The sequence below is a fragment of the Sorangium sp. So ce834 genome (genome assembly GCF_051521425.1).
Classification (GTDB): Bacteria; Myxococcota_A; Polyangia; order Polyangiales; family Polyangiaceae; genus Sorangium; species Sorangium cellulosum_D.
The window spans coordinates 11,044,375-11,068,432 of sequence record NZ_CP150351.1 but is presented as its reverse complement, the minus strand read 5'-3'; the positions used below and the strand labels follow the sequence as shown (position 1 = coordinate 11,068,432).

General features: G+C 73.2%; 17 protein-coding genes. 5 read left to right on the top strand and 12 right to left on the bottom strand.

The window, feature by feature from the left end; all coding sequences use genetic code 11:
* Positions 1–74 precede the first annotated feature (74 nt).
* The 4 genes from WMF20_RS40640 to WMF20_RS40625 form a co-directional block, all read right to left on the bottom strand.
* The gene (locus WMF20_RS40640; protein ID WP_129579306.1) at positions 75–1,994 is read right to left on the bottom strand and encodes a sensor histidine kinase; all 1,920 of its coding nucleotides are present in this window, start codon (positions 1,992–1,994) and stop codon (positions 75–77) included.
* Positions 1,991–3,553: a sensor histidine kinase gene (locus WMF20_RS40635; protein ID WP_237244556.1), complete on the bottom strand. Its 1,563-nt coding sequence runs from the start codon at positions 3,551–3,553 to the stop codon at positions 1,991–1,993. Before WMF20_RS40635 ends, WMF20_RS40640 begins: the two co-directional genes overlap by 4 nt.
* An 80-nt stretch (positions 3,554–3,633) precedes the next feature.
* Positions 3,634–4,209, bottom strand: a complete 576-nt coding sequence (locus WMF20_RS40630) for a GNAT family N-acetyltransferase (RefSeq protein WP_129579305.1) — start codon at positions 4,207–4,209, stop codon at positions 3,634–3,636.
* Positions 4,210–4,213: 4 nt separating this feature from the next.
* Complete coding sequence (locus WMF20_RS40625) at positions 4,214–6,946, bottom strand: serine/threonine-protein kinase (RefSeq protein WP_437607092.1); 2,733 nt, start codon at positions 6,944–6,946, stop codon at positions 4,214–4,216.
* A 664-nt stretch (positions 6,947–7,610) separates the two neighbouring features.
* Between WMF20_RS40625 and WMF20_RS40620 the strand changes: the two genes are divergently transcribed.
* The 3 genes from WMF20_RS40620 (at position 7,611) to WMF20_RS40610 (ending at position 10,929) form a co-directional block, all read left to right on the top strand.
* On the top strand, positions 7,611–7,949 hold the full coding sequence (locus WMF20_RS40620) for a P-II family nitrogen regulator (protein ID WP_129579303.1): 339 nt from the start codon (positions 7,611–7,613) through the stop codon (positions 7,947–7,949).
* A 141-nt stretch (positions 7,950–8,090) separates the two neighbouring features.
* Complete coding sequence (gene glnA, locus WMF20_RS40615) at positions 8,091–9,503, top strand: type I glutamate--ammonia ligase (RefSeq protein WP_437607091.1); 1,413 nt, start codon at positions 8,091–8,093, stop codon at positions 9,501–9,503.
* A gap of 346 nt (positions 9,504–9,849) precedes the next feature.
* Complete coding sequence (locus WMF20_RS40610; RefSeq protein ID WP_437607090.1) at positions 9,850–10,929, top strand: serine/threonine-protein kinase; 1,080 nt, start codon at positions 9,850–9,852, stop codon at positions 10,927–10,929.
* 132 nt (positions 10,930–11,061) lie between these two features.
* On the opposite strand, the gene WMF20_RS40605 is transcribed toward WMF20_RS40610, so the two are convergent.
* Together WMF20_RS40605 and WMF20_RS40600 are read right to left on the bottom strand one after the other, a co-directional pair.
* Positions 11,062–12,834, bottom strand: coding sequence for a permease (locus WMF20_RS40605; protein ID WP_437607089.1), 1,773 nt, complete (start codon positions 12,832–12,834; stop codon positions 11,062–11,064).
* 327 nt (positions 12,835–13,161) lie between these two features.
* Complete coding sequence (locus WMF20_RS40600; RefSeq protein ID WP_020740272.1) at positions 13,162–13,614, bottom strand: Fur family transcriptional regulator; 453 nt, start codon at positions 13,612–13,614, stop codon at positions 13,162–13,164.
* A gap of 760 nt (positions 13,615–14,374) precedes the next feature.
* Here WMF20_RS40600 and WMF20_RS40595 point away from each other — a divergent pair.
* On the top strand, positions 14,375–15,292 hold the full coding sequence (locus tag WMF20_RS40595) for a zinc metalloprotease (protein ID WP_437607088.1): 918 nt from the start codon (positions 14,375–14,377) through the stop codon (positions 15,290–15,292).
* Positions 15,293–15,378: 86 nt separating this feature from the next.
* Here WMF20_RS40595 and WMF20_RS40590 read toward each other — a convergent pair whose 3' ends face one another.
* From WMF20_RS40590 to WMF20_RS40565, 6 genes are all read right to left on the bottom strand, one after another.
* Positions 15,379–16,140, bottom strand: coding sequence for a hypothetical protein (locus tag WMF20_RS40590; protein ID WP_437607087.1), 762 nt, complete (start codon positions 16,138–16,140; stop codon positions 15,379–15,381).
* Positions 16,141–16,539: 399 nt separating this feature from the next.
* Entirely contained in the window at positions 16,540–17,376 is an 837-nt protein-coding gene (locus tag WMF20_RS40585; RefSeq protein WP_437607086.1) for a type II CAAX prenyl endopeptidase Rce1 family protein, read from the bottom strand.
* On the bottom strand, positions 17,358–18,518 hold the full coding sequence (locus WMF20_RS40580) for a peptidase MA family metallohydrolase (protein ID WP_437607085.1): 1,161 nt from the start codon (positions 18,516–18,518) through the stop codon (positions 17,358–17,360). The genes WMF20_RS40585 and WMF20_RS40580 overlap by 19 nt, the downstream gene beginning before the upstream one ends.
* The gene (locus WMF20_RS40575; RefSeq protein ID WP_437607084.1) at positions 18,515–19,444 is read right to left on the bottom strand and encodes a hypothetical protein; all 930 of its coding nucleotides are present in this window, start codon (positions 19,442–19,444) and stop codon (positions 18,515–18,517) included. Before WMF20_RS40575 ends, WMF20_RS40580 begins: the two co-directional genes overlap by 4 nt.
* A gap of 58 nt (positions 19,445–19,502) precedes the next feature.
* A complete protein-coding gene (locus WMF20_RS40570; protein WP_129579297.1) occupies positions 19,503–20,495 on the bottom strand; it encodes an NAD-dependent epimerase/dehydratase family protein in 993 nt (330 codons plus the stop codon).
* Positions 20,496–20,523: 28 nt separating this feature from the next.
* A complete protein-coding gene (locus WMF20_RS40565; RefSeq protein WP_129579296.1) occupies positions 20,524–21,660 on the bottom strand; it encodes a hypothetical protein in 1,137 nt (378 codons plus the stop codon).
* 153 nt (positions 21,661–21,813) lie between these two features.
* Here WMF20_RS40565 and WMF20_RS40560 point away from each other — a divergent pair, with 153 nt between their 5' ends.
* Positions 21,814–24,057, top strand: coding sequence for a cyclic nucleotide-binding domain-containing protein (locus WMF20_RS40560; protein ID WP_129579295.1), 2,244 nt, complete (start codon positions 21,814–21,816; stop codon positions 24,055–24,057).
* Position 24,058 lies beyond the last annotated feature (1 nt).

Below are 24,058 nucleotides of genomic sequence, written 5' to 3'. Positions count from 1 at the left end.
GCGGAGGGCGAAGGGAAGCGATCCCGCGCGCGGAAGGAGCGTGGATCGCGCGCCGCCGGCGGCCGCGGGCGAGGTCAGCCGAGCGCGGGGACCGATGACAGGCGAGGGCGGCGCGGCGGCGGGACGCGCGGCAGACGCGCGCGGCAGAGCGGGCGGCCGTCCGGGGCGCCGTCCACCTCGAGCGAGCCGCCGTGGAGCTCGATCACCGAGCGCGCATGGCTGAGGCCGAGGGTCAGGCCGCGCCCGCGCGCCGTGGTCTGCCGGCTGAACAGCGCCTCCAGCTCGTCGGGCGGCACGTCGCGGCTGCCGTACTCGATGTCGATGCGGACCTCGCTGTTGAACTCGCCGGCCATCGTCGCGGTGAGGCGCACGAGGCGCGCGGACGGGTCGGCCGCGCCGGTCCTGAGCGCGTGCGCCACGATGACGGCGATCGCGCGCGTCGCGTACGCCTGATCGACCGGGATCAGCGGCAGCGTGTCGCCGACCTCCACGACGACCTCCCCGTCGGCGTCGCTCGCGAGCTCGCGCGCCTTGCGGATCGCGCCCGCGATGAGCGCGCCGACGGACGTCGGCTGAGGCTCGAGCGTGAGCTGGCCGGCCTCGACGCGCGCGGCGTCGAGGATCGACTCGATGAGGCCGAGGAGCTCGCGGCCGCGCGTCGAGATGAGCTCCAGGCTCTCGCGCTGGGCGGCGGTCAGGTCCTCCTGGCCCACGAGCTCGGCGAAGCCGAGGATCGCGTTCAGCGGGCTCTTGAGGTCGTGGCTCACGCTCGCGAACAGGAGGCCGCGCATGCGCTGCGCCGCCTCGCGGGCCTCGAGCGCGCGCTCCTGCGCCGCGGCGAAGACGCGGAAGCGCTCGGCGAGATCCTCGATCGCGTGCCCGAGCCGGGCGACGACGGCGAACCGGGCGGGGCGGGCGATCTGCGTGGCGCCGCGGAGCACGCTGTCCGTGCCGAGCAGGCGCACCTGCTTCGTGGCGTGCACGAGATCGGCGGCGAGGACGCGGCCGAACAGGTTGCCGAGCACGCCGGCGACCAGCACCGCGAGCAGCGCGACGAGCGCGCCCCAGATCGCGGCGGAGGGCTCGAGGTCGGCCGAGAACCGGATGTTGGCGCAGCCGCCGTCGAGCGGCGTGATCACGGCGATCTGACCGTCGGCCTCGCGGCCGAAGGAGGGCTCCGCGCTCACGCAGTCGTGCTGCACGCGCGCGAGGAACCCGTACTCCGCCGCGGCGGCCACGACGTCGTTGCGATCGGCCTCCGCGATGGCCCCGAGCGACGGATCGAGCGCCGTCCGCGCGATGAGCCCCGCGGTCGTGCGCCGGCTCCGCTCGATGAACGTCTGGAGGTGCGCGTTCGCGATCAGCACCGCCCCGACGCCGACGAGCAGCACCGGCGCGGCGACGGCGAGGAGCAGCTTGTAGGTGACCCGCCGGCGCGGCGTCTGGTAAAATTCGGCCGTCTCGAGCAAGGCGCCGATCGCCTCGACCGGGCTGATCTCGAAGAGGCTGAACGTCGTGGCGCGCGTCAACACGTAGTGCGGGATCGCGGACGCGCAGAGGATCGTGATCGCGAGGATGAGCAGGCTGACCGCCCGGCCGTCGTCGAGCTTCTCCGGCCTGATCCCCGGGATCATCGTGAGGCTCGAGATCGTCGAGCTCGCCAGCACGAACCGCAGCGCCAAGGACGGCGGCAGCTCGGCGAACCGCTCGAGCTCCTCGTGATCGATGTCGCGCGAGCCGATCATGAGCGACCGCAGCAGGTTCCGGTGCGTGCGCAGCCGGAGCAGCGTCAGCAGCGTGGTCGCGACGATCGCGGCGAGCGCGATCTTGGCGCCGACCGAGAGCACGCTCGCGGCGACGTCCTGCTCCAGGATGAGCAGCTTCGGCGCGAGCGCCGCGATCGCCCCGAACGCGGCGACGCCGACGAGCGCCTGGCGGACGAGCACGCGCCGCGCGAAGTGGATCGCGTCGTCCCTCATGCGCTCTTCGTTCATGCGATCCTCCCTCCTGGCCGGCCGCTGCCCGGCTCGCTCACGGGCGTCACCGCCGCGTCCGGCGCGGGCGGCTGGACCTGCGCGGGCTGGGGGGGCGGGGCGACCCAGAGCGGCAGGGTGATCGTGAAGGTCGAGCCCCGCCCGAGCTCGCTCTCCAGCTGGATCGTCCCGCCGTGCATCATCACGAGGCGCCGCGCGATCGAGAGCCCGAGCCCCGTCCCGGCCCGGCGAGAGCGCACGTCGCCGGTCTGCCGGTACTCCTCGAAGACCGCCGACGTCTCCTCCGGCGGGATGCCGGGGCCGGTGTCCTGGACGGCGATGGTCGCGTAGCGGCCGCGCGCCGCGATGTGGACCGCCACCGAGCCGCGCGCCGTGAACTTGACGGCGTTCGAGACGAGGTTCGTCAGGATCTGCCGCACCCTCCGCGGATCGGCGTGCGCGAGGAGGCCGTGGTCCCCGGTGACGCGCAGCTGGATGGGCTTGTCGCGCGCCGCGGCGGACGCCTCCCGCATGACCTGATCGACGAGCACGCGGAGGTTGACGGCGCGGCGGGAGAGCTGGAGCTTGCCCGTCTCGAGCGCCGACAGATCGAGGATGTCGTCGATGAGCGTGCGCAGGTGCTCGCCGCTCTGCCGGATGACGGACAGCGCCTCGCGCGCGTCCTGGCTGAGCGGCCCGTCGACCTCGCTCTCGAGCACGTGCGCGAACCCGAGGATGGCGTTGAGCGGCGTGCGCAGCTCGTGGCTGAGCCCCGCGAGGAACGCCGAGCGCTCGCGGTCCATCGCGGACGCCTGCTGGAGATCCGCCCGGTAGGAGCGCTCCGCCGCCGCGAAGCGGGTGATCAGCAGGTTGAAGGCCGCCGTCAGGAGGCCCACCTGGTCGAGCGACCTGATCGGCACCGGCTCGGTCTGGATGAGGTCGGTGCTCGACGCGCTCCGGCCGTGGCCGTGCGCCATCGCGGTGATGCGCTCGCGCAGGTAGTCGACGTCATCGCGCGCCGCCTTGGTGAACGAGAGCGCGACCGCGACCGCCACGCCGAGCAGCAGCGTCGTGAGCGCCGCGACCGCGTTGCCGAGGGCGAGCGAGTCGGGCGGCGGGCTCGGCGCCGAGACGAAGGTGATCACCGAGAGGTGGGACAGCGGCGGGCGGAGCGGGCGCGCCGCGAACCGGACGCGGCCGAGCGAGGTCGTCTCCTCGCCCTTGCCCCGCGTGAGCATCTGGAAGATGTCGGCCTTGGCCGGCGCGCCGAAGCTCTCGTTCACCAGCACATGGCCGTTCTGCTCGACGAGCAGGATCTCCGACCCGGTCCGCCGCGCCGCCTGCCCGAGGACCTCGGTCCGCTCGGCGTCGGCGGTCCCATGGAGCCGCGCCGCGAGCGTCGCGGCCAGCACCTCCGCGCGCAGGCTCGCGGCCTGATCGCTCATCCTGGCGAGCTGGCGGATGCCGATCAGCGCGATCGCCACCGCCGTGGCGATCCCCACGACGATCACGATCGCGGGCGCGAGCGGCACGAGCGGCATCGTGCCGCGAGGCCAGCGGAGGAGGCGACGGCGAGCCACGGCGAGGGCAGGATGCTAGCGCGCTTCGGGGGGCGGACGGGCCGCCTCGGGCGCCCCGAGCGCGATGGGGCTGACCCGCCTCACCTGGGGTCGGTCGCCAGGAGCGCGAAGACGGAGTGGTCGAGCCAGCGGCCGTCGCACCACTCGGCCTGCCGGGCGATGCCCTCGAAGCGAAAGCCGAGCCGACCGATGACCGCGAGGGAGGCGTGGTTGTCCGTGGCGGCCGCGACCCGCACCCGGTGCGCGCCCATGTGGCCGAACGCGAACGCGAGCGCGGCCTTCGCCGCCTCGGTCATCAGGCCGCGCCCGGTCGCTTCCTTGCGCAGCCAGTACCCGAGCTCGCAGGAGCGGTGCAGGTGCACGCACGACTCGAGCCCGACCACCCCGGCGAGCGTGCGGTGCGCGCGCTCGCGGATGACGAAGCGCAGCGCCCTGCCGTGATCCCAGTCGGCGGCGCACGCCTCGGCGAAGCGCACGCTCGCGGCCGGATCCGTGTGGAACTGCACCCACGGCAGCCAGCGCTGGAGCGTCGCGCGCGAGCCGCTGACCGCGAGCCAGAGCTCCGGTCCGTCCGACGGATCGATCGGCACGAGGAGCAGCCGCTCGGTCTCGATGGGACGGGCGCGGACCTCGCTTCGAGGTGGGAGGATGAGCATGGGGTCACCGGCACTGGATGCGAGCGGCGTAGGGCTCGAGATGACCCGCCTCGTAGTCGAGCCAGGCGACATACCACTCTCCGGGCTTCGCGCCGGGGCTGATCGATGGCGCCGGCTGATCGCCGCTGACGCGGGCGAACTTCGTGGGCGCGCCGATGCCGTCGCGGTTGATCGATGCGGTCAGCATGCGGCCCTGCTCGAACCAGACGAGCTGGGCCTGACCGCTCGGCGCGATCGCGACCGACGGGCGCGCGCCGGTCTTCGAGAACCTCTTGCGCCAGAGCGGCTGCCCCTTGGCCGGATCGATGTACGCAGCCGACGCGCCCCCGATCGGCGCCTCGCCGTGCCAGACGACGAAGCAGCCGGCCGCGCCGCAGGCGAGCGAAGGGCTGTCGCTGCGGGCCCGGTCGCTGTTCACGAGCGACAGCTCGCCGAGCGCGCGATCGGCCCGCTTGCCGGGCGCGGCCGGCGGGAGCCCCTTGTCGGCGCTCGCGAGCGGCAGGCGCATGTACTGGATGACCCGCATCGGATCGCGATCGAAGCGGAAGGCGAGGTGCATCACGTCGCTCGTCACCGCGATCGAGGGCAAGCGGACGCGCGGCTTCGACGGGCCCGTCGGCGTCACGTCCGTGAGCCGGATGATCTCGCCGACCGGATCGAGGTTCGGCGAGAGGCGGCGCATGAAGAGGTCCTCGGAGGAGGCGTTGTCCCCGTCGTCCGACCACGCGATCACGAAGCCCTCGGAGGCGCGCGCGAGCGAGGGCCAGGAGTTCCCCCCGCGAGGGAAGCGGGCGACCATCATCGCGGGGCCGTCGATCCGGCCGCTGGCGTCGAGCCAGCGCACGTACACGCCGGCCTCCGGCCCCTTGCCGTCCCAGTACGTGAGCACCAGCCGATCGCCGGCGGTGGTCAGCTCGGGGCGCCCGATGGCTCGGCCCTCGGGCGTCACGTCGAGCGCGGGGGACGACGGGCGCATCGCGCTGTCGAGCGCCGCCGTGTACGCGTGCTCGGTGCCCTCGTGCGAGTCCGTCCAGGTGATCACCGCGCCGCGCGGCCCGAGCGCGAGCGAGGGCCGGCTGGCGCCGATGGCGCGGCCGCCCTCGCGCACGAGATCGTGCGTGCGCGGCCGGGCGAGCCCGGTGAGCTGGCAGGGCGCCTTGCCGCTCGCGTCCTTCAGGGCGACCTGCACGTGCTCGATCAACGTCCGAGGCACGGGGTGGTTGCCCTTCTCCTGAGCGTCCCTCAGCAACCGGAGCGCGGCCTTGAGATCGCCGGCGGCGATCGACTCCTGCGCCTGCGCGACGAGCGGCGGCCACTGCAGGCCCGGCGGCTCGGGCTGGGCGTCGGCGCGCGCCGGCACGGCGGCGGCCGCCGACGCGGAGGACGAAGGCGCGCTGACGACCGGCGGCGGCGCGGCGCTCGACGAGACGGGCGGCAGCGCCGTCGGCTTGAGGAACTGGCGGTAGCCCGCGTACGCGGCGCCCGCGGCGAGCACGAGCACGCCGAAGACGACGAGCGCGCGACCGGCGCCGCCGCGCCTCGGCGGCGAGCGCTGCGCGAGCGGATCGGACACCGAGGCCTCGCCCGAGCCCCCGGAGAACGTGATCTGCTGCCCCGCGCCCTGGCTCACGCGCCCGGCCGGCGTGCCGCCCGGTGAGCTCGAGAAGTCCAGCCCGGCGAACGGATCCATCCCGCGCTCCGCCGGGCCCGAGGGGACGGTGCGCCGCGCTTCGTTGGGGGTCACACGGACGACCCCCGGCGGATCGAACGTCACGTCGGCCGGCGGGTCGCCGCCGGTCGGCAGGAGCCCCGCCTGCGACGGCTCCGCGCCGCGGGGGGGCGTCGGCTGCGCGACGCCGAGCGCGATCGAGAGCTCGTCGGCGAACTCCTTCGCGGTCTGGAAGCGGCGATCGATCGAGCGGTCGAGCGCCTTCTCGAACCACGCGGTGAAGCTCGGCGGCAGATCCGGGCGGAGCGCCGAGGGCTGCGGCAGCGGCGCGTTCGCGATCTGCGCGAACGTCATCGCGACGCCCTGCTCGGTCTGCCAGACGGTGCGGCCGGTGAGGCACTCGTAGGTGATGCAGCCGAGCGCCCAGAGGTCGGCGCGATGATCGACCGCTCCCTGTCCGCGCACCTGCTCCGGGCTCATGTACGCCGGCGTTCCGAAGACCGCGCCCTCGCGGGTGAGGCGCGCCTGCGCGTCGCCGCCGTCGACGGGCGCGTAGAACTTCGCGAGCCCGAAATCGAGGATCTTCGCGCAGAGCCGGCCCTCCTCGTCCTTCGTGAGGAAGATGTTCTCCGGCTTGAGGTCGCGGTGGACGATCGAGGCGGCGTGCGCCTTGGTGAGCCCTCGACACACCTGGGAGACCACCGTGACGGTGGTCTCCGGATCGAGGTACCTGACCACGGTCATGCGCTCGTAGAGCGACTCGCCTTCCAGGAGCTCGAGCACGAGGAAGGGCCGCCCGTCGTCGAGCTTGCCGGAGTCGTAGACGTCGCAGATGAACGGGCTGCGGATCGACGCGGCGGCCCGGGCCTCGCGGAGGAAGCGCTCGACCACAACGGCGGAGGTCGTCAGCTCCTGTGCGAGCACCTTGATCGCGACGCGCTTGCCGATGTCGATGTGCTCGGCCTCGTACACGGCAGCCATGCCGCCGCGCCCGATCTCGCGTGTGATGCGGTATTTTCCGGCGAGGACCGTGCCTACCGGGATCTTCGCTTTGTTCGGCAAAGCCATCAGGCAGGGCTATCCCGCGACTGGATTCGCCAGCGGAGACTATTCGAGCCGCGTCGCAAGAACAAGGCGAGCGCGGGGGGACTCGTCCGGGAGGGGGGAGCCACCCCTCGGGGGCGCCGTGGAGGCGGGCTCTGCCATCCCCGGACGGCGCCGGGGGGGGTGGGTCCACGCCGGCCTGGGCAAGGAGGAGGGGGCGGACCCCCCACCTCCGGCACCTCGGCGAGGGGAGCGGGCGCGCTCCCGCCCCGGGGCCCTCCTCGGGCGCCCCGGGGCGGGTCCCGGGAGCGCTGAAAAAAGTAAGCGGGCTTTGATTTCCGGAGGCCGGAACCACTTTTCTCACGCACGCGCAGTGCGCGAAACATTCCGGAAACATGAGCTTGAGTACACCAGCCTGGACCTCGGGTTGCTGCGCCAGCGCCCGGGGTGAAGGGTCGCCGATCCAGCTCTGCTGGATGGGCCCCTGAGTCGTTGACAAGCGTCGGGGCAATGCTCGGCAGGCCGGGCGGACCCCGTCACGGATCGGAGGCCGGGCGGCGCCCGGCACATCGACGGGAGGCCGCCGGCGGAGGCGTCCCCCCTTTACCGGCTCTGCTCCGGCGGGGCTTTTCGGGTGAGCGTCCGGGATTTTACCCCGGCGGGCGCCCGGTCACCACAGGCGTGCGCAATGAAAAAGGTCGAGGCGATCATCAAGCCGTTCAAGCTCGACGAGGTCAAGGACGCCCTCGCCGAGGTCGGGATTCAGGGCATGACGGTGACCGAGGTAAAGGGCTTCGGTCGGACCGGCGGCAAGAAGGAGGTCTATCGAGGGTCGGCGTATGTCGTCGACTTCGTCCCGAAGGTGAAGGTCGACATCGTCGTGCCGGACAGCCTGGTCGGCGACGTGATCGACGCCATCGAGAAGAGCGCCAAGACGGGTCGGATCGGCGACGGCAAGATCTTCGTCGTCCCCGTCGAGGAGGCCGTGCGGATCCGCACGGGGGAGCGCGGCGAGGACGCCATCTAGGCGAGCCGCGGGCAGAGCGTCACAGGGCATTCGCGGCGGGTCGCAGGCTCGACAACCCAGGCAGCTAGCAGCCAGCAGGAGCCCGCGCGCCGTAGAATCACATCCAGCGAGAGCAGCGAGTCAGCGAGGAAAGAGAAGATCATGAAGGCCAAAGATGTCGTCGCGTTTGCGAAGGAAAACGACGTAAAATTTGTCGATCTCAAGTTCATCGATCTGCCCGGCATCTGGCAGCACACGACCGTCCCGGTGTCCCGTCTGAACGAGGACATCTTCGAGGAGGGGCTCGGCTTCGACGGCTCCTCGGTGCGCGGGTGGCAGCCGATCAACGCGAGCGACATGCTGATGACGCCCGATCCGGCGACGGCGAAGCTCGACCCCTTCCACGCCCAGAAGACGCTCAGCCTGATCTGCAAGATCAGCGACCCCGTCACCGGCCAGCCCTACGGCCGCGACCCCCGTTACATCGCCCAGAAGGCGGAGAACCACCTCCGCCAGAGCGGCATCGCTGACACGACCTACTTCGGGCCCGAGGCCGAGTTCTTCATCTTCGACTCGATCCGCTACGAGAGCTCGCCGCGCGGCGCCTTCTACGAGATCGACAGCGAGGAGGCGGTCTGGAACACCGGCAAGGCCGGCGTGAACCTCGGCCACAAGATCCGGTCGAAGGAGGGCTACTTCCCCGTTCCGCCGACCGACACGCTCGCGGATCTGCGCGCCGACATGATGACCACGCTGATCGAGACCGGCATCGCGGTCGAGGTCGGCCACCACGAGGTGGCGTCGGCCGGGCAGTGCGAGATCGGCATCAAGTTCTCGACGCTGACCTCGATGGCCGACAACCTCATGTGGTTCAAGTACGTCATCAAGAACGTCGGCCGCAAGCACGGCAAGTCGGTGACGTTCATGCCGAAGCCGCTCTTCGGCGACAACGGCAGCGGCATGCACTGCCACCAGTCGCTCTGGAAGGAGGGCAAGCCGCTCTTCGCCGGCGACGGCTACGCCGGGCTGTCCGACACGGGCCTCTGGTACATCGGCGGCATCCTGAAGCACGCGAAGTCGATCGCCGCGCTCACCAACCCGACGACGAACAGCTACCGCCGGCTCGTCCCGGGCTACGAGGCGCCCGTGAACCTCGCGTACTCGAGCCGCAACCGCTCGGCCTCGATCCGCATCCCGCTGCCGCCCGGCAACAGCCCGAAGGGCCGCCGCATCGAGGTCCGCTTCCCGGACGCGAGCTGCAATCCGTACCTCGCCTTCGCGGCGATGATGATGGCCGGCCTCGACGGCATCCAGAACCGGATCGACCCGGGCGACCCGCTCGACAAGGACATCTACGCGCTCTCGCCCGAGGAGCTCAAGGAAGTGCCGCACATGCCGGGCTCGCTCGACGAGGCGCTCAGCGCCCTCGAGCGCGACCACGAGTTCCTCCTCCGCGGCGACGTCTTCACCCGCGACATCATCAAGACCTGGATCGACTACAAGCGCGAGCGCGAGGTCGACGCGATCCGGCTCCGCCCGGTCCCGCACGAGTTCTTCCTCTACTACGACGTCTGATCGCCCCCGCCCGAGGGGCAGCGCAGGGTCCGGCGCACGGAAGACCGCGCTGTGACCCTCGCTGCCCGCGCTCTTCATCGCTCGCCGCCCCGTTCGTCGAGCGCCGGTGACGCCGAGGAGAGGCGCCGCGGCGCCTCGAAGTACTGTTCCGTCCATCGCTGCGGCCCCTCGGGGCGCGAAGCCGGCTGCCGTCTCCGCGCCTCGCGAACTTTTGCTTCCTGCTGGACCGAGCGGCCCGCGGTACCGCTCGCCCATGCGCCGGGTTATCCTCCGACCCGTCTCTGATGTAGGTCGGGGGTAAGGCATCCCCCTCCCGGAGCTTCCCCGGAGACACCTCGGCGCAGCAGTGAACCCCGGCGATCTCATCCAGTCTCGCTACCGGCTCGTGAAGCTCCTGGGCCGAGGCGCCAGCGGGTCGGTGTGGGCCGCGAAGAACGAGCTCATCGATCGTGACGTGGCGCTCAAGGTGATGCGCCCCGAGGTGGCCGAGGACGCCGTCGCGCTCCAGCGCTTCTTCAACGAGGCGAAGGCGAGCGGGCGCGTGCGGAGCCCCAGCATCGTCGAGATCCTCGACCTCGGTCAGGCCGAGGACGGCTCGCCGTTCCTCGTGTTCGAGCTGCTCATCGGCGAGGGGCTCGACGAGTGGCTGCGCCGCGAGCACACGATCGAGCCGGAGACGCTCGTCGAGATCTTCATCGGCCTCGCGCGGGCGCTCGACATGGCGCACCAGCAGGGGATCATCCACCGCGATCTCAAGCCCGCGAACATCTACGTGCACAGGAACCACCTGGGCGAGCTCGTGGGGAAGATCCTCGACTTCGGGATCAGCAAGGTGCTGGAGAGAGAGCACAACTTCGCGCTGACCCACACGGGCTGCGTCGTCGGCTCGCCGGCCTACATGTCGCCGGAGCAGGCCGCGGGGCGCGAGGACCTCGACGGCCGCGCCGACATCTGGTCGCTGGGCGTCGTCATGTACGAGGCGCTGACCGGGACGCTCCCGCACCAGGCGCCGAATTACAACGCGCTCATGGTCCGCATCCTGAGCAAGGACTGCGATCCGATCGCCTCGCGCAGGCCTGGGCTCCCGCCGCGCCTCTGCCGCATCGTCGACGCCTGCCTCCGGCGCGAGCGCGACGATCGGAGCGCCTCGGCGGGCGTGCTCGCGAAGGAGCTCGAGGCCGTGCTCCGCGAGCTGCGCGCCGCGCGCTTCCGGGGGCAGCGGGGGCGGCGCGCCTCGGACGTCGTGCTGGGCGACACCCTCGCGCCGGAGAGCGCCGCGATGCGCGGCGGCGGCGCGGCCGGGACGCTGGGGCGGCTCGTGCAGCACGGCAGGCGCCTTCCGCCGGCCATGCTCGTCGCGGCGGGGCTCGTCGTCGTGTTCTGGGCGATGGTGCTCGTGCTCCTCGGCAGGTACTGGACCCGCTGAGCGGCGCCCCTCGGCCGCGGTCCCCTGCCACCGCGAGCGGCGCTCCCGCGCCGGCCAGCGGCGGGCTGCGCGCGGGCCGGCCGCGGGCTGCGCGCGGCGTTTCGTGGAACGAAGGGTCGCGCGCGCTCGGCGTCAGATGCGCGGCGCGCTGGTGCTCGCGGCGGGCGCGTGCGCGCGGCGGTCGCCCGGCGCGCCGTGCGCGTCGCAGCGATGCGCGTGCGCGTGCGCGTCGGGCGCGTGCGGCTCCGCCGGCCCGGGCGCAGGCGCGTCGCCCTCGCCGAGCATGCCGGCGAACCACGCGCGAGGCCCGAGCCGCGCGAAGCTCGAGAGCAGGAGCGCGCCGAGCGCCGCCGCGCACATCCACGCGATCGGGGCGTGCTCGCGGGCGGCGAGGCCGTGGAGCTCAGGGACCGCGGCGGCGGGGACGAGCGCGTTCGCGACGAGGCCGATCGCGACGGCGAGGGCGACGCTGGAGAGCGCGAAGGCGGCGGCGGCGCGCGCGCCGAGCGACCGCTTCAGCGCGGCGAGCGCCGCGGCGCTGGTCGAGGGCCCCGCCACGAGGAGCGCGACCGCCGCGCCGACCGAGAGCCCCTTGTGGACCATCACGGCGGCGAGCGGCGCCGCGCCATGCGCGCACACGTAGACGGGCGCCGCGACGAGGGCGCTCACCACGACGCCGGCCGGCGCGCCGAGCGCGCGCGCGGCGGCCGGATCGAGCGTCGCCTCGAGGACGGCGGCGAGCACGAGGCCGACGAGGTACCACGCGGCCACGCGGTCGAGCGCCGGACCGGCGGCCTCGGCGGCGGCGGAGCGGAGTCGCGCGCCCAGCGACGCGGCAGCGCCCGCGACGCCGGCCGGCGCGCTGCTGCGCGGCGCCGCGCCGGGAGCCCCGGACGCCCTGGCGACGAGGAGCGCGAGCAGCACGGCGAGGAGGGCGCTGCCCGCGACGCGCGCCGCGGTGAGCGGCAGGCCGAGCAGCCGCAGCGACAGCAGCGCGCCGCCCACGTCGAGCGCCGGCGCGAACGCGGCGAGGGAGACCATCGCGGCGACCGGAGCGCCGCCGCGCGGCCGTCTGGTCGCGCGACGCGGGAGGAACGCGCGCAGGAGCCCCGCCGCGGCGAGCCCTGCGAGCATCGCGGGCGCCGTCGCGACGAACAGCGAGCCCAGCGACTCGGCGATCGACAGCTCGGACCCGTGGGAGTGCCCGAAGACGCTCTCCTCGCCGGGGAGCGCGAGCGCGGCGCAGAGCCCCGAGACGAAGGCGACGGCGCTCGCGGCACGCGCCGTCTGGCTCCGGGGCGGCGCCTCGTGCGTGTGGACGACGAGCCGCAGGAGGACGCCGAGGCCGAGCGCGATGAACACCTCGAGCGACGCGTGCGGGAGACTGTCCATGAGGCGCTGCCCGAGGAGGGCGCCGAGGAGCGTGAGCACCCCGAGCAGACCGAGGCGCAGGGCGAGCTGCCGCCACCCCCAGGCTGGCAGGAAGCGCGCCGCGAGCGACAGCCCCTCGGGGAGCCGATGCACGAGCACGGCGCTCGCGATGAGCAGCCCGTCTGCGCCGCCGTCGACCGCGGCCGCGGCCAGCGCGAGCCCGGCGCCGTCGAGCAGCCCGTGGACGGCGAGCGCCGAGAACGCGATCTCCCGGCCCAGGACCTCGCCGGTGTCGCGCCGCCGGTGCTCCGTGAGCGAGAGCGCGACGTACCCGAGCGCCGTCCAGAGGACCGCCTGCGGCCCGATCTCCTCGACCGCGTGCGGGAGGTGGCGCGCGAGGACCAGGGTGGGGACGAGCCCGAGCGTCAGCCCGTCGAGCGCCGACATCGGCAGCGCCCTTCGCCGGCCGAGCGCCACGAGGAGCGGCCCCGTGGCGAGGCCGACGATCGACAGGGCGACGGCGAGCGCGAGCATGGACGCGGGGGCTATGCCCGAGCCACGGACCCCAATCAACATCAAATTGATGTTGCAATCGAGCTGCAATGAGCCGTCGCGTCCCCGCAGGCGGCGCGTTTCGCGCGCCTCGGGCTCGCCACGCTGCTCCGGCAGGCCTGAGCTCAGGGCTGGCGCGCGGCGCCGCAGGCTCCGGCTAGGACCGGCGCGCGGCTCAGCCCGGCGCGCGGCTAGGACCGGCGCGCGGCTAGGAGCGGCGCGCGGCTCAGCCCGGCGCGCGGCTAGGACCGGCGCGCGGCTCAGCCCGGCGCGCGGCTCAGGGCTGCCGCGCGACCCCGCGCGCCCGGCTCAGGGCTGCACGCACCGGTCGCAGCGGCCCTTGATCTGGATCTGGAGACCCTTGCGGCGCAGCGCACGGGGCGCGCCGCGCGCCGCCTTGATCTCGATGCTCTCGTCGGGGAGGCAGAGCACATCTCCGCACGTATCGCACATGAAGTGCGGGTGCTCGTCCTTCGCGTGCTCACCGCTGCCCTCCCGCAGCTCGAACCGCCACAGGTGGTCGCCCATGTCGGTGCGGCGCACGAGCCCCGCATTCGTGAGATCGATCAGGTTCCGGTAGATGGTGGCGCGATCCCACCCCTTGGGGGCGAGCTCGGCCGCGAGCTCGGCGTGGCTGACGGGCGTGCGCGAGCGGCCCAGGCTCTGCAGCACGGCGATGCGCGGCGAGGTGGCTCGTAGGCCGGTCGCCCGGATCTGCTCGCGGAGCTGCTCCGCGGACTGACCTGCTTTTGTACGCGCCATGCGAGACATCTACCGTCGCCAGGACAGTACTGCAATCGGGATGCACGGAGCTCGCCGGACGCGCGCCCCCGGCAGCCGCGGGGGCGAGCGAGATCGCCCGATCACCGCGCGGCTCGCCCGCCGCGCCCGCGCTGGGCGAGGCCGCCGCCGAGGGACCTCCAGGCCGGCGAGCGCGCCGTCTCCCGCCGCGGCCGCGGGCGCGCGTGCGCCACGCAGCCCGGAGCGAGCCGGCACAGCGAGCGCGGCCGTGGGTCCGAGGTCGAGAAGATGGCAGATGGCGAGTTGGACAACCTCGTGGGGTCTCGATTCGAGCGTGGCTCAAACTGCACAGGCCAGGCGGATGAGCCGCGGCGCGGTGTCCTCAGAAGGCTTTTCGAAACCTGGGTGAGCTCCCCGAGCCTGCTGCTGAATACGCAGAGGACATGGAACGGGCGGAACCGCCATCGTCCCGGTCGTTGCGTCTGGTCTCGACTCGAGGGCCACTCCTGGAAAGCGCCGGTCTCGCCGCGTGCTCCATAATGGAGCGATCGCTCCATGTTGGAGCATCCGAGGTGTCGCTCCGCGCGCGTCGTTGCGCCGCGTCATCGGGGCGCGCGCTCGAGGGACCCGCTGGCGTTCGTCGAGATGACGCAAGATGACCAAGACGTGGAATCTCACCATGTCGTCGTGCGTGAAATCAGCCCTTTTGGAATTGAACTGATTGTCATCGCGGATATATATTCCTGCTTCCTTTGCGGGGCCTGAACCAAGGAGAATGTCCATGCGAGCTCGGACGTGTGCGGAAGTACTTGCCTTAGTCTTGATCGCTGGCTTGAGCGCCGCCGCGTGCAACGGCGAACCCTCGGCCCCGGCGGAGCAGGAAGCGCCGGCCGTCGTCGACGCCGAGCCCGAGCAGGTGGAGGCCGCGCCGGCTCCCCTCCGGCGCAGCTGCGCGACCGTCGAGCTGAGTGAGGCTGAGAGGGATGCGGTCGACCAGTTCGTCCGCAGCCGGGTGGCGGCCGGATTCACCGCGGATGCGCAGGTCGAGATCCCCGTGCACTTCCACGTCATCAACAAGGGAACGGGTATACGGAACGGCGACGTGCCCCAGTCCATGATCGACGCCCAGATCGCGGTGCTCAACGACGCTTACGCGACCACGCGCTTCAGCTTCGTTCTGGCCTCGGTCGACCGGACCACGAACGCGACCTGGTACACCATGTCGCTCGGCTCCGTGGCCGAACGGCAGGCCAAGACGGCGCTCCGCAAGGGGGGGCCCGACCACCTCAACCTCTACACCGCCAACCTGGGCGGCGGTCTACTCGGCTGGGCGACGTTCCCCAAGGACTACGCGGCGAAGCCGAGCGACGACGGCGTCGTCATCCTGTACTCCTCGTTGCCGGGCGGCAGCGCGGCGCCGTACAACCTGGGAGATACCGGGACGCATGAGGTCGGTCACTGGCTCGGCCTCTACCACACCTTCCAGGGCGGCTGCAGCGCCAAGGGCGGTGACGGGATCGACGACACCGAACCTGAGCGCAGCGCCGCGTATGGCTGCCCGATGAACCGCGACACCTGCAGGGGCGGCGGGCTCGACCCGATCACGAACTTCATGGATTACACCGACGATGCGTGCATGGACTCGTTCACCGCGGGCCAGACTGCTCGCATGTCGGCGCTCTGGGACGCGTATCGTTGAACAGGAGATGATGTGGGAGCGCAGCCGGCGAGCGGCGGAGGGCTCCGCAGCTCGCCGGCTGGCGAGGCGCGATCGTCAGAGGACGATCACGCCGACTTGATCGGCGTCCGGCCCTCGAAGCGCTGGCTCTCGGGGAGGATGCGGGGCGCGGGCTTGGGCTGCGCCGCGCTCGCGCCGTCGTCGCCCTGCGCGAGGCGCTGCTGGCGGCGGGTGCCGGCCTGGACACCGAAGTAGACGCCGAGGAACGTCACGAGACCCCAGCCGAGCAGGCCGGCGGCGATGAGGCCGGTCTGGCGCGAGGCGTCGCTCCCGAGCTGGCTCATCTCCTCCATCGGCGCCGACAGCTTGCTCACCTCCTGCATCGGCTCGCGCAGCGTCGCGACCTGCTCCATCGGCTGCCTCAGCCCGGCGACGTCGCGCATCGGAGCGTTCAGGGCGGCGACGTCGCGCATCGGCGCGTTCAGGGCGGCGACGTCCTCGAGCGGGGCGCGGATGCCCGCGAGGCTCTCGTTCATCGCCGCGATCGTCGCCTTCATCTCGCTCAGCCGGTCCATCGACTGCTCGAGGCTCGCGGTCGCCTGCAGGCTCTGCTGCATCGCGTCCATCGACCCCTTGAGCTCGGCCAGCCGCTCCATCGCCTCCTGCATCTCGGCGACCTTCTCCATCGGCTGGCGCAGCTCGGCCAGCCGATCGAGGCTCTGCTGCGAGTCCCGCAGCGTCCGATTCGAATCCTCGATCGTCGACCGCGTGCGCCTCATCTCCTCGGTGGTCGCCTGGATGGAGCGCGTGTTCGTGTCGACCATCGTCGCCATGCCGCAGCCCGTCGACGCGAGAACGAGCAGCGTCACCGGCGCAATCTGACGGATTCCCTTCCAATGCATATCCGATCGTTGATGCCGCGAAGGCGTCGCGTCAACGTGCATTTGACGCGGTGCGCTGAAATATGACATAGCCGTGTCCGGGTGGTGAGGCGCTGTGCGATGGTGCGCAGGGCGTTACACGGGTTTCGCAGCGGCGCGGCCCGTCCTCGCACGGTGCTGTGAACTGTCGGTGTCGGTTCGGCGGACGTTGGCGCGCCGAGCGCCGGAAGTTGGATGAGGGAGATGAGGGAGAGGTCGAGCGCGCGGCCGCGGTGCGCGCGGCGCCGCGAGCGCCGCTGTCCGGGGCTTCAACGCGGGCGAGGGGCGTCTCATGCCGGCGCGGCGAGCGTCAGGGAGGGCCCGGCGGCGGCCGCGGGGCGGGGGCGCTCACGGCGCCGGGCGGCGAGGGCGGGGTGCGCCGGCGCGCAGGACGAACGCGGCCAGGACCGCGAGCGCGGCCGCGGCGAGCCAGGCAGGCCGGCCGAAGGCCCGCGCCCCCGCCGCGAGGGCGCCGTCGACCCACGTGACGTCGAGCAGGGAGCCGCGCAGGCCCGCGCCCGCGAGCGCGGTGAAGCTCGCGTGGGCGGCGACCGGCGCGAACGCGCCGCGGCAGCGCAGGAAGAGCGCCGCGGCGAGCGCGCCGAGCGCCGCGGCGAGGGCGAAGCTCGACGCGGTCGCGCCCGGCGCGAGCCCGAGGGCGGCGCCGTGCGCGAGGGCGGAGAAGGCGATCGCGTAGCGGCTCGAGATGCCGGCGCGCGCCGCGGTGGCGAACGGAATGCCGGTGAGCAGGAGCTCGTCGCGGGCGGCGAGGGCGACCGCGCGCGCCACGGCGAAGCCGAAGCTCGCCGAGGGCGCGCCAGCGTCGACGGTCGCCCAGCCGAGGAGCGCGGAGACGCCGAGCGTCAGCAGCACGGCGAGGGCGCCCAGCGCCGCGCCGAGCCCGACGCGGCGGGCGAGGCGCGCGCGGCGGCCCGGGCCCTCCGGCTCCAGCGGGTCGATCCACTGCACGCCCGCCCGCGACGCGACAAGGTCCGCGACGACGGCGCCGGCGAGCGCCGCGGCGAGCGGGCTGGACGACAGGAGCGCGGAGACGATCTGCAAGGCGGCGGCGAGGCCGACGAGCCAGGCCGCGCCGAGCGCGAGCTCGACCAGGCGGCGCCGCGGCTGGGCGCGGCCGGGCCCGGGGCGGCCTTCTTCCGCGGCGTTCAGTGGAGCGTGTGCCACTGGCCGTTGTGCTCCACCTTCGGGACGTCCGTGTCGCCGTCCCCGTCGCTGCGATGCCGGGCGCCCAGGGTGGCCACGAGCTGGGCCGTGGACGGGCGCGAGGACCGGTGGCGAATCTCCACTGCCTCGCGCGCCGCGCGGAGCCGCCGGCGCGGCGCCGGCGGCGGCAGCGACCTGCGGGCGCGGAGCCGCTGCACGGCCAGCTTGCCCGCCACGACCAGCGCGACCAGCAGCAGCGAGCCGGCCAGCACCGGGACGAAGCCGTAGCGGCGCGCGACGTCGGCGCGCCACGCGAGCTCGAGCTCGCGGCCGGTGGAGGCGTACGCGGCCTCGAGCGCGGCCTCGAGCGGGATCCCGGCGCGCACATCCTCGAGGGCGCGCGTGAAGCGCTGCCGGCGCTCGACCTCGACGAGGTAGCGGACGACGTCGGCCGCCTGCGCGTGAGCCAGGGAGCCGGCCGTGTCCTCGGCGTCCGAGAGGCTCGCCTCGAGCTCGTCGAGCGGGAGGAGGCGCCCCCGGAGCGCGGCGATGGAGAGCCGCTGCGCGCGGCGGGCGACGCCGTCGCCGGCGGCGTGGGCGGCGAACCCCTCGTGGAACCAGCGCGGGATCGGGGCGCCGCCCGTCGTCTCGTCGAGGGCCAGGTGCGCGAGCGCGTGGCGGAAGGCGCTCTCGAGATCGGGCGCGTCGACGCCGAGCCGCGGGGCGTCGCTCAGGACGGCGAGCCGCAGCGCGCCGAAGGAGACGGCGGTCGCCGGGCCCGCGACGCTGCCGGGGACGAGCCGGTCGAGCTCGGCCGGGGAGGCGGCGATCCGGACCTTCACCGGGGCGACGAGCGCCTCGCGGCCGAGCAGGGCGCCGAGCTCGGCGCGGACGGCGTCGGCTCGGGAGAACAAGGGGCGGACGCGATCGCGGGTCGACGGGTGGTAGGCGAGCTCGATCCAGCCGAGATCCTGGGTGAGGTACTCCGGCGGGGGCGGCGGGACGGAGGGAGCGGCAGCGCCGCTCTCCGCCGCAGCGGGCGCGTCGTAGACGCGGGGCGCGGCGCTGGCGGCGCGCGAGGGCGCGGCGGCGAGCGCGAGGCAAAGGAGCGCGGTGAGCCGCAGCCCCAACGCCACCGAGCTGCGCCGGCCGGAGCGCGTCATGGAGCGATCCGACCCCGGAGGTGCACGGTGTCGCCGTCGCCGTCGCTCGTCTGGGCGAGCACGAGCACCACGATGCCGGTCGCGACCACGCCCGCGAGCGGACCCCAGAACCAGGGCGAGCTCCACATCGAGCGCTGCGCCGGCGCGCCCTGGTCGCCCGCCGGCGCCTTCGACGCCGTCAGGTCGACGCCCGCGCGAGGGCCCACGGGGCCGCGCTGCGGCGCTGCGTGGGCGGACGCGGGCGGCGCTGCGGCGCGATCGGTCGCGCCTGCCGCGCGGGCGTCGCCGGCGAGCAGCGCGCGGACGGCCGCGCCCGCGCCGGGCCAGTCGAACGTCGCAGCGGCGGGGGCGGCCGCGCCGCCCGCAGCGCGCTGGACCGTCGCGCCGAGCTCGAGCGGCGCGTAGCTCGCGCCCGCGACCCGGAGCACGCGGGCCACGGGGTGGCCGTGCGCCGTGGTCACCGCCACGACGAGCGCCGCGCCCGCGCCCGCGCCGAGCGACGCGAGCAGGCTGCGCGCGACCGGCTCGGACTCGGCGCGACCGGCGGAGCGGCGCACCTCGGCGAGCTCCTTCACGGCGGCCGGCGCGTCGGGTCGCGGCGGATCGCCGGTGAGCACCTGCGCGGCCGCCTCGTCGATGGGCGGGCGCAGCGCGGGGTCGCGGTAGAGCGCGCGCGCGAGCGCTCGAGCGGCCTCGGCGCTCGCATCGTCCACCGCCACGACGACGGCGCCGCGCAGGGCCGACCGGGGCGCCGCGGCGCTCGTCGCGGCGCCCGATGCGGCCTCCGCCGCCGCGGCGCCGCCGTCGCGCGGCGCGTGCGGCGCGGCGGCGCCGCCGCCAGGCGGATCGTCGGCCAGCGCCGGCGCGGCCGCCAGGCCGAGCGCCATCGCGACGAGGCCCGGGGCAGCCGGCGGACAGCGGGACATGCGTTTACCGTACGGAGGCCGCGGGCGAGCGTCAAACGGCGCGCGGCGCGGCGTCACGTCACAGCCAGCCGTGCTCGCGGTACCAGGCGACCGCCCTGCGCGTCCCCTCGGCCCATCCCACCTGCGGCTCCCAGCCGAGCTCGCGGCGGGCGTCGCCCGAGTCGCAGACCCAGTGCGACGCGGCGAGCTCGTTCAGCTTGTCGCGCGTCAGCATCACGGGCTTGCCGGTGAGGCGGCCGATCCCCTCGCTCGCGAGCGCCGCGCCCCGCATGAGCGGGAACGGCACGCCGAAGCGGACGAGCGCCCGCGCGCCGAGCGCCGCCTCGACGTGCGCCAGCATGTCGCGCCACACGTACACGCTGCCGTCGTCGATGAAGTAGGCCCGGCCGCTCGGCACGTCGGCCTCGAGCGCGCGGATGCACGCGGCGGCAGCGTCCGAGGCGTAGATGACGCTGAGCGTGTTCGTGCCGTCGCCGAGCATCGGGAGGAAGCGGCGCGCGACGCTCTGGAAGAACGCGAACGACTCCTGATCGCGCGGGCCGTAGATCATCGGGGGGCGCAGGACGACGACGGGCAACGCGTCCTTCTCCGCGAGGACCAGCCGCTCGGCCTCGAGCTTCGAGCGCCCATAGCGCGTCACCGGGGACGGGCGCGCGTCGGCGAGGACGGGGCGCCCGTCGAGGCTCGGGCCGATGGCGGCGAGGCTCGAGACGAACACGAACCGCTTCATGGACGGCGCGGCCTTCGCGGCGTCGAGCATGTTCCGCGTGCCGCCGACGTTGACCCGGAAGAACTCCGCCTCGTCGCGCGCCTTGACCAGCCCGGCCGAGTGCACGATCGCGTCGACGCCCGGCGCGCCCATGACCGCGCGGCGGACGCTCTCCGCGTCCTCGATGGCGCCGTACGCGAGCTCGACGCCGCGCAGCGACGACAGGAATTTCGTGCTCGACGAGCGCCGCACGAGGGCCACCACGCTGTGCCCCTTCTGCACGAGCTGCTCGGCGACGTGCGAGCCGAGGAACCCGCTCGCGCCCGTGACCAGCACCCTCATCGATCCGCTCCTCCCGCGCCCCTGTCGATCAGAGCGCCCGCTCGTAGACCCGGTACTTCTTGTAGAGCCGGCCGCCCATCAGCCGGATGCCCGCGTTGATGGCGGCGTTGTCCTCCAGCGTCCACCCGAGCTCCCCGCCCGTCATGCCGAGCAGTTGCGCCGCGCGGTTCATCTCGACGTAGAGGAAGGCGCTGAGCCCGGCGTAGCGCCGCACGTGGCGCCACTTCTTGCGGATGCCGAGCACGACGAGGCGCCCTCTCTTGGGGCCGCGCACGCGCAGCCGCCATAGCAGCTTGAAGATCCCGGTCGGGAGGAGCTTGCCGTGGAAGTCCTTGATCAGGTCGTTGAGGTCGGGCAGCCCGAGCGACACGGCGGCCGGCTCGCCGTCGATGAACGTGAGCCTCGTGAGCTCGGGCAGCAGGATGAGCCGCACGTCGTCCGCCCACTTGACGAGCTCCTTCTCGGTCATCGGGACGAAGCCCCAGTTGTCGCTCCAGGCGTCGTTGAAGACATCCATGAGGATGCGGATGTCGCGGAGCAGGTTCTTCGGATCGCCGCAGCGCGTGTGCACCTCGGGCATCTCCAGGATCTCGGCGTGGGCCTTCTGCGCCCGGGCGGGGATGTCGCCGACCTCGTAGCGCCACGCGTAGAGGTCCTTCACCTTCTCGAGCCCCGCGGCCTCGATGAGCCGGCCCTGGTGCGGCCGGTGGTAGGGCATCATCAGCACCGCCGGGTGCTCGAAGCCCTCGATGAGGCAGCCGATCTCCTCGTTGATCGAGAGCGAGTAGGGCCCCCGCATGCGCTTCATCCCGCGCGCGCGCAGCCAGCCCGCGGCCTCGGCGAGCAGCGCCTGCGCCGTCTCGGCGTCGTCGATGGAATCGAAGAAGCCGAACATGCCCGTCTCGTCGCGGTGGACCCGGAGGTGCTCGTGGTCGACCTGCGCGGTGATCCGCCCCGCCGGCCGTCCGTCCTTGTACGCCACCCAGGCCGTGCCCTCGGCGTGCTCGAAGAACGGGTTCTTCTTCTTGTCGAGCCGATCGGAGATGTCCAAGTCGAGCGGCCGGATATAGTTGGGCTCACCCTCGTAGACCGTGTCGACCACGTTGATGAAGTCCTTGAGGACCTTCTTGTCGCCCTTCCGAAGCTCGCGGATCTCGATGGCCATACGGCGCAAGCCCGTACCTTCCGGGGCGCGGCGCCGCAAGGGGATCGCGCGGGCGCAGGCCGGCGCTGATCGCAGCGCGCGGCGCGCGCGGAGCCGGTAAGCTCTCGCGGAGGGCGGCTGTCCGGCCTCCCCGGCAACTCAGGTGGACGCACCATGATGACCCCGAAGGAGTTCCAGAGGCAGTTCAAGCGGCTGCTGATGAGCCGCGTTGAAGGCATGGATTGGGAGGACAAGCTCGCCCGGGTCCGCCAGTACCTGCGGCAGCTCGAGGCGCGCCAGAGCCCGGAGGAAGAGTCGGCCGAGCTCTCGCCGTCGCTGGAGCTCATCCCGTTCGAGCCGGGCAAGCGGCCGGTCGACGAGGCGCTCTACCCGGGGCACGGGTGCAGCGAGCGCGTCGGCTGCATCAACACCTCGGGCGACCCGTCGGAGCTCGGCGATGAGGTGTGGCTGCTCTACCGGCTGCGCGACCTCTACGCGTTCGTCGCGCCCTTCGAGCGATCGTTCGAGGTGACCCTGTCGGCGTGGTTCCTCCCGGCGAGCCCCGGCGAAGGCGAGCCGTGCCCGGTGCCCGGCATCTTCGACCTGCCGCTCAGCCCGCAGATGGTCTCGACGTCGTCCTACCCGGTCCCGATGCTCGAGCCCGCGCCGTGGAACTCGTTCCACCAGACGGTCTACGTCGCCACCATCGCCCCGGCGCGGCAGCTCGTGCCGCACCCCCCGGGCGAGGACACCGGCGGCGGCTATCACTGGATCGACCTGCCCGAGTCGTTCCGGCGGCGCATCACCGACGGCGCCGATCCGTTCACCTTCGCGAGCCTGTTCCGGCAGCAGCTCCGGGTCGAGATCAAGCTCAGCGAGGCGGGCAGGACGGTCTCCTCCGAGTCGACGGACATCGAGATCTTCGACACCGGCCGCTTCGGCTCGCTCTACGCGCGCCTGCTCGACCGGCTCGTCAAGGCGGACACCGAGCTCCAGCAGCAGGCGCTCGGGATCGACGAGCTCCACGTCGGCTACCACCCGTGGTTCCCCGTGCTCACCATCGGCATGGACAAGGCCCTCCTGTACCTCCGGGCCATCCATCAGGACCTCGAGCAGCACCGGCGCAACCTCCCGGACCCCCGGTGGCTCCTCCGCGTGGGGCTCTACCTCGAGCTGCTCACGTGCCTCGGCATCTTCGAGGCGGTGAAGGATCAGTACCCGGACATGCTCTCTCCGGGGGAGCGCGAGGCCTTCGAGCGCGGCGAGGCGTTCGCGCCCATCCGCGCCGCGGTCGACGTCGGGGCGTGGAAGCAGGTCTGGGAGCTGCGGCACATCGCGCCGCGCGCCGCCGGCTTCTTCGCGGCGGGTCCGGTGAGCCTGACGAACCTGATGCGCAAGCAGAAGGCCACGCTCGCCTTCCTGCACGCCCACCACGCCGACCTGCAGAAGGCGATCGAGCTCGCCGGCCCCAACCTGTGGAACGCGCAGGAGACGTGGCACCGGGTGTTCCGCGACGCGGAGCGGGCGGTGCTCAAGAACAGCGTGCTCGCGTTCCCGGAGCTCGCGCACCTCGACCCGCGGTGGCGCGACTTCGCGCTCTGGCACCAGCGCGGCGACGTGCGGCTGTTCGGGCTCAGCCTCATGCCCGAGGCGCTGACCGCGCTCTTCGGCGATCAGGACGGCATCTTCCCCGCCGCGTGCCGGCAGTACCGCAGGTCGATGAACGACGTGGCCCGCTGGGCCGCCGAGCGGCACCTCATGGACTACACGGGCGACGAGTGCATCCCGCGGAACGCGAGCCTGCTCGAGGCGTACATGGAGAAGAACCCGTCGCTGCTCGCCGCGCTGCAGCGGCGCGACGGCTACGGGGCCGCGGCGTCGATCGAGCTCGACGAGCCGAGCAAGGCGCCGCGGGAGGCGAGCGCCGAGGACATCATGACGCTGCTCCGGAGGACGCCGGTCTTCAAGCCGCTGCTCGATCGCGAGCTCCGCAAGCTCGCCACGAAGGTGCGCCGGGTCGAGTACGGCCCGCTCGACCGGATCGTGCTGCAGGGGCAGCGGGACTCGTCGATGTTCGTGGTCGCGTCCGGCGCGGTCGAGGTCCTGGTGCGGCACCCGGACGGGCAGGACTCGACGGTGGCGGCGCTCGAGAAGGGCGCCGTCTTCGGGGAGTTCGCGCTGCTCACGGGCGAGGAGCGCACCGCGACGGTGCGCGCCGTCGACGAGGTGGTGCTCTATCAGATCACGAAGGAGGCGCTGCAGCCGATCATCGAGGCGCGCCCGCAGCTCGTGATCGAGCTCAGCCTGCTCATGGCCTCGCGCCAGGCCCACCTGCGCGACGCGGCCGAGCGCTACAACGAGGCCGAGGAGAAGGTGCGGAGCCTCGCCGGGCGCATCCGGCGGTTCGTCCTCGGCTGAG